The 3,846-nt window shown below is 69.7% G+C and carries 5 protein-coding genes; 3 read left to right on the top strand and 2 right to left on the bottom strand.

Annotated features, from left to right (window positions below):
- Positions 1-94 precede the first annotated feature (94 nt).
- Entirely contained in the window at positions 95-811 is a 717-nt protein-coding gene (locus GKQ77_RS29385) for a hypothetical protein (RefSeq protein WP_219692152.1), read from the top strand.
- Between the two features lie 69 nt (positions 812-880).
- On the opposite strand, the gene GKQ77_RS29380 is transcribed toward GKQ77_RS29385, so the two are convergent.
- Both GKQ77_RS29380 and GKQ77_RS29375 read right to left on the bottom strand, forming a co-directional pair.
- Positions 881-1,948: a methyltransferase gene (locus GKQ77_RS29380; RefSeq protein WP_443728931.1), complete on the bottom strand. Its 1,068-nt coding sequence runs from the start codon at positions 1,946-1,948 to the stop codon at positions 881-883.
- A gap of 108 nt (positions 1,949-2,056) precedes the next feature.
- Positions 2,057-2,482 (bottom strand): ATP-binding protein, encoded by a 426-nt coding sequence (locus GKQ77_RS29375; protein WP_219692151.1) that lies wholly within the window; start codon positions 2,480-2,482, stop codon positions 2,057-2,059.
- Positions 2,483-2,605: 123 nt separating this feature from the next.
- Here GKQ77_RS29375 and GKQ77_RS29370 point away from each other — a divergent pair, with 123 nt between their 5' ends.
- A complete protein-coding gene (locus GKQ77_RS29370) occupies positions 2,606-3,478 on the top strand; it encodes a helix-turn-helix domain-containing protein (RefSeq protein WP_219692150.1) in 873 nt (290 codons plus the stop codon).
- Positions 3,475-3,789 (top strand): DUF397 domain-containing protein, encoded by a 315-nt coding sequence (locus GKQ77_RS29365; RefSeq protein WP_219692149.1) that lies wholly within the window; start codon positions 3,475-3,477, stop codon positions 3,787-3,789. The genes GKQ77_RS29370 and GKQ77_RS29365 overlap by 4 nt, the downstream gene beginning before the upstream one ends.
- Positions 3,790-3,846: the final 57 nt, after the last annotated feature.

The raw sequence follows: 3,846 nt of genomic DNA, 5'->3' as shown, positions 1-3,846 counted from the left end.
GACGGGTACCGAGCACTCAGTGCATCTCGCTACGTTTCTTGGCGTCAAGACAGTCCCCGGACATCCGCCCGAGCGATTCCTGGAGGAGCACACCATGAGACGTCAACGAGGCTTACGGGCCGTACTCCTGGCCGCGGCCGTTGTTTGCACCACCGCCCTGGCCGGCTCCGTCCAAGCCCAAGCCGCCCCCGCTTCGGGTTCCGCTTCCGCTGCCGCCGCAACGGGCGTAGGGCCGGTCCAGCTGCGCTACACGGGGACCGGCGGCGGTCCCCGCAACATCGCGCGGCGCGCCGCCACCGAGGCGGCTCTGGCCCAGGCGGCGGCTACCGGATTCAGTGCCTCCCAGTGCCGTGAAACCAACGGGACGGACTTCGAACACGTCGGGGGGTACTGGACCTCGATCCGGGAGATCACCTGCCTCGGGGAACCGGCGGTGGCCGCGGCGGAGCTGGACCTGTACCGCTACCTCAAGCCCGGCAAGGACCACCTCAGCAGCGTCTGGCACGTCCCCGACGGGTACAACCGGGAAGGCAGCATGGGCCGCCTCACCACCGCGCCGAAGCCCGGCACCCATCCGCTGTACCTCTGTGTCGTTCGCGGGGATCACTTCCTCTCCGGCGATGTCAACTGCGAGGGCCAGCAGTACGTGACCCGCCTCGGCTGGATCCAGGACGCCCCGCAGCCCGGCGTGCCCAGCGCACCGCTCTACCGGTGCCTCGGCGGCGGACGCCAGATATTCGAGTCCACCGACCCGAACTGCGAGGGCATGACCAACGGCGGCGGCCCGCTCGGCTACACCCTCACGGGCTGACAGAGGGCGCATGCGTACGGGCATCGGCCACACGGTCGACGGGGTGGAAGCTCGCCTCGGAGCCTCCGGCTAGGCCACTGCCTCGATGAGGGAGAACGGCTCGGCGTCGGGCAGCGGAGTGACCGAGGTGACGCGCAGGCCCGCGCGTCGGCACACGTCCTCGAAGTCCGGTCGGGTGCGCTCCCTGCCACCCACGTTCACCAGCATGTTGAGGTCGCTCAGGTAGGTGAGCGCACTGTCGGTGAGGCCGGGTTCGGGGCCGGGGTCGACGACTTCGGGGAGCACGGGCTCCACGATCAGGACGCGTCCGCCGGGCGGCAGCACCTCACGGCAGTGGCCGAGGATCGTGACCGCCTGTGCGTCGGTCCAGTCGTGCAGGATGCTCTTCACCAGGTAGGCGTCCGCTCCCTTCGGCACCGAGCGGAAGAAGTCACCGGCGACCACCGAGCAGCGGTCCGTGAGCCCGTGCCCGGACAGGGTCTGCGGGGCCTGGGCGAGCCCCTCCGCCGTGTCGTAGAGGACACCGCTCAGCACCGGGTACGCGGTGAGCACCCCGGCCAGCAGCGTGCCGTCGCCGCCGCCCACGTCGGCGACCGTGGCGAACCGGCCGAAGTCGTACGCGCGTGGCAGCGCGGCGGCGGCCTCTCCCGCGGCCTGGCTCATCGCCGCGTTGAACTCGGCGGACAGCTCCGGGTGTTGGGCGAGGTGGCTGAAGAAGTCCGTACCGAAGACGGTGTCGAAGGCGATGTCTCCGGTACGGACGCTCCCGTCCAGGTGCTCCCAGGCGCGGGTCAGCATCGGCTCGGTGAACATCCGCACGAACGAGGTGAGCGAGCCGGGCCGGGTGGGGTCGAGGAACGCTCCCGCCCGCGTCACGGAGAAGGTGCCGGGAGTGTGCTCCCGCAGCAGGCCGAGGCCGGTCAGGGCGCGCAGCAGCCGGGTCATCGGCTGTGGCTCGGCCCCCGCGTCGGCGGCGACGTCGGCGGCGGTGCGCCGCGCGTCGCCGATCAACTCGACGATCCTCATCCGGACCGCCGTGCGCAGGGTCTGCGCGGCCATGCTGCCGAACGCGATGCGGACGATCAGGTCGCGGTCGGCCGTGTCGGCTTCGGTGGTCCCGTTCTCGTTCTCGTTCACGCTCGCCACGGGTGTTTCCCTCCATGCTGCTTCGGTTGTTCGGCGGGCTTCACCACCGTCGCGGACTTCGACGGCCCCGTATTGGACGAAAGTTCCGCGGCCGGGTCGTCAGACCGTCAGCTCGGCCCAGACGGTCTTGCCGACCTCGCGCTCGGTCACCCCCCACGCGGTGGCGAACGCCTCGACGAGCCACAGTCCGCGGCCCGACTCGGCTTCCGCGCCGTCCGGTTGGCTGCGGGGCAGCAGGTCGCCTCGCGCGTCGGCGACCTCGATACGGAGCGTGTCCGGCTCCCGCCGAAGGAGGCGCAACTCGAAGTCGCGCCCGCTGACGCGGCCGTGCGTGACCGCGTTCGCGGCGAACTCGGCGACGATGTGCGCGGCAGCCTCGGAGGCGTCGCTGCCCTGCGGGAAGCCCCAGGCGTCCACCTGGTGCACGGTCAGCCGTCGGGCGAGGCGGGCGCCTCTGGGGGTGGGGCTCAGCAGCTGCCGGAACGCGGTCAACTCTCCCGTGGGGGTGGGAATTTGCGGCTTCATGTCACTGAGCGTGGCGGGTCGGTTCTACCCTGACCAGAAGCGACAGTGCGACTTAACGTAACCGTACGGGTGCGCCGGGTGCCTTGTCGGGTTGTCGGCCGTGACCATCGGGTGAAGGCAGTAATGGCGAACTCGGAACCGGAGGAGCGGCGCCCGGAGCGGCCCGCCGAGGAGGACGGCACGGCTCATCTGTTCAGGGCCGTCGGCAAACAGCTCAAGGTGCTGCGCGTCCGCGCGGGAATGAGCCAGAAGGAGTTGGGGGCGGTGGCGCACTGCGGGGAGGACCTGATCTCCGCGATGGAACGCGGTGTGCGTACCCCGCAGCCGGAGTTCCTGGCGCTGGCGGACCCGTTGCTGGGGGCGGGCGGGGTCCTGCTAGCGGCGGTGGAGGACGTACGGGAGGCCCAGAAGAAGGCGCGGACGAGGCACCCGGAGTGGTATCGGGGGTACGCGAAGATGGAGGCGGAGGCGATCGAGCTGCACCTCTACGCCAACCAGGGTGTGCCGGGGCTGTTGCAGACCGAAGATTACGCGCGCGGAGTGTTCTCCAAGCGGCGGCCGCTGCTGTCGGAGGAGAGAGTGGAGAAGCGGGTGTCCGACCGCCTGGCTCGGCAACAGATCTTCGAGCGCTGGCCGGGACCGACTTGCAGCTTCGTCCTTGAGGAGGCCGTGTTGCAGCGTCCGATCGGCGGGCTCGACGTGCACGTCGTCCAGCTGAGGCAACTCCTGCGCTATGGCCGCATGCGGAACGTCGAGATTCAGGTGCTGCCGACCAGTTGTGAGGAACACCCGAACATGGACGGTGCGTTCAATCTTCTGGTGCCCAAAGGGCAGCACCACCAAGTTGCCTACACGGAGGCCCAGGGGTACCCCAAGCTGATCACCGATCCGGGAGAGGTCCGGCTGATCGCCGATCGCTATGGAATCATGCGCGCATTGGCTCTCACCCCTCGGGAGTCTCTGGACCTGATCGAGAAGATGCTGGGAGAGAGATGAACACCACCGAGCAGCTCAACTGGTTCAAATCCAGCTACAGCGGCGGCGAAGGCGGCGAGTGCCTCGAAGCCGCCTACACCTGGCGGAAGTCCAGCTACAGCAGCGGCGGCGGCGGTGAATGCCTCGAAGTCGCCTACCCCTGGCAGAAGTCCAGCCGCAGCAGCGGCGAGGGCGGCGACTGCGTAGAGGTACGCCCCTCCCCCCACGCCATCCACATCCGCGACTCCAAGCACAAGCCCGAAGACGGCGGGCCCCTCCTCACCATCGCCCCCACCCCCTGGGCCCACTTCCTCGCCCACGCCACCGCCTGACGCGAGGCGGCGCCGGGATCAGCCGCGAGGCAGGAGCCTCGCTGCGAGGGCCGTCGT

Source organism: Streptomyces anatolicus (assembly GCF_019400875.1).
Classification (GTDB): domain Bacteria; phylum Actinomycetota; class Actinomycetes; order Streptomycetales; family Streptomycetaceae; genus Streptomyces; species Streptomyces anatolicus.
The sequence above is the reverse complement of the archived record's forward strand: the minus strand, read 5'-3'. Positions and strand labels throughout refer to the sequence as shown.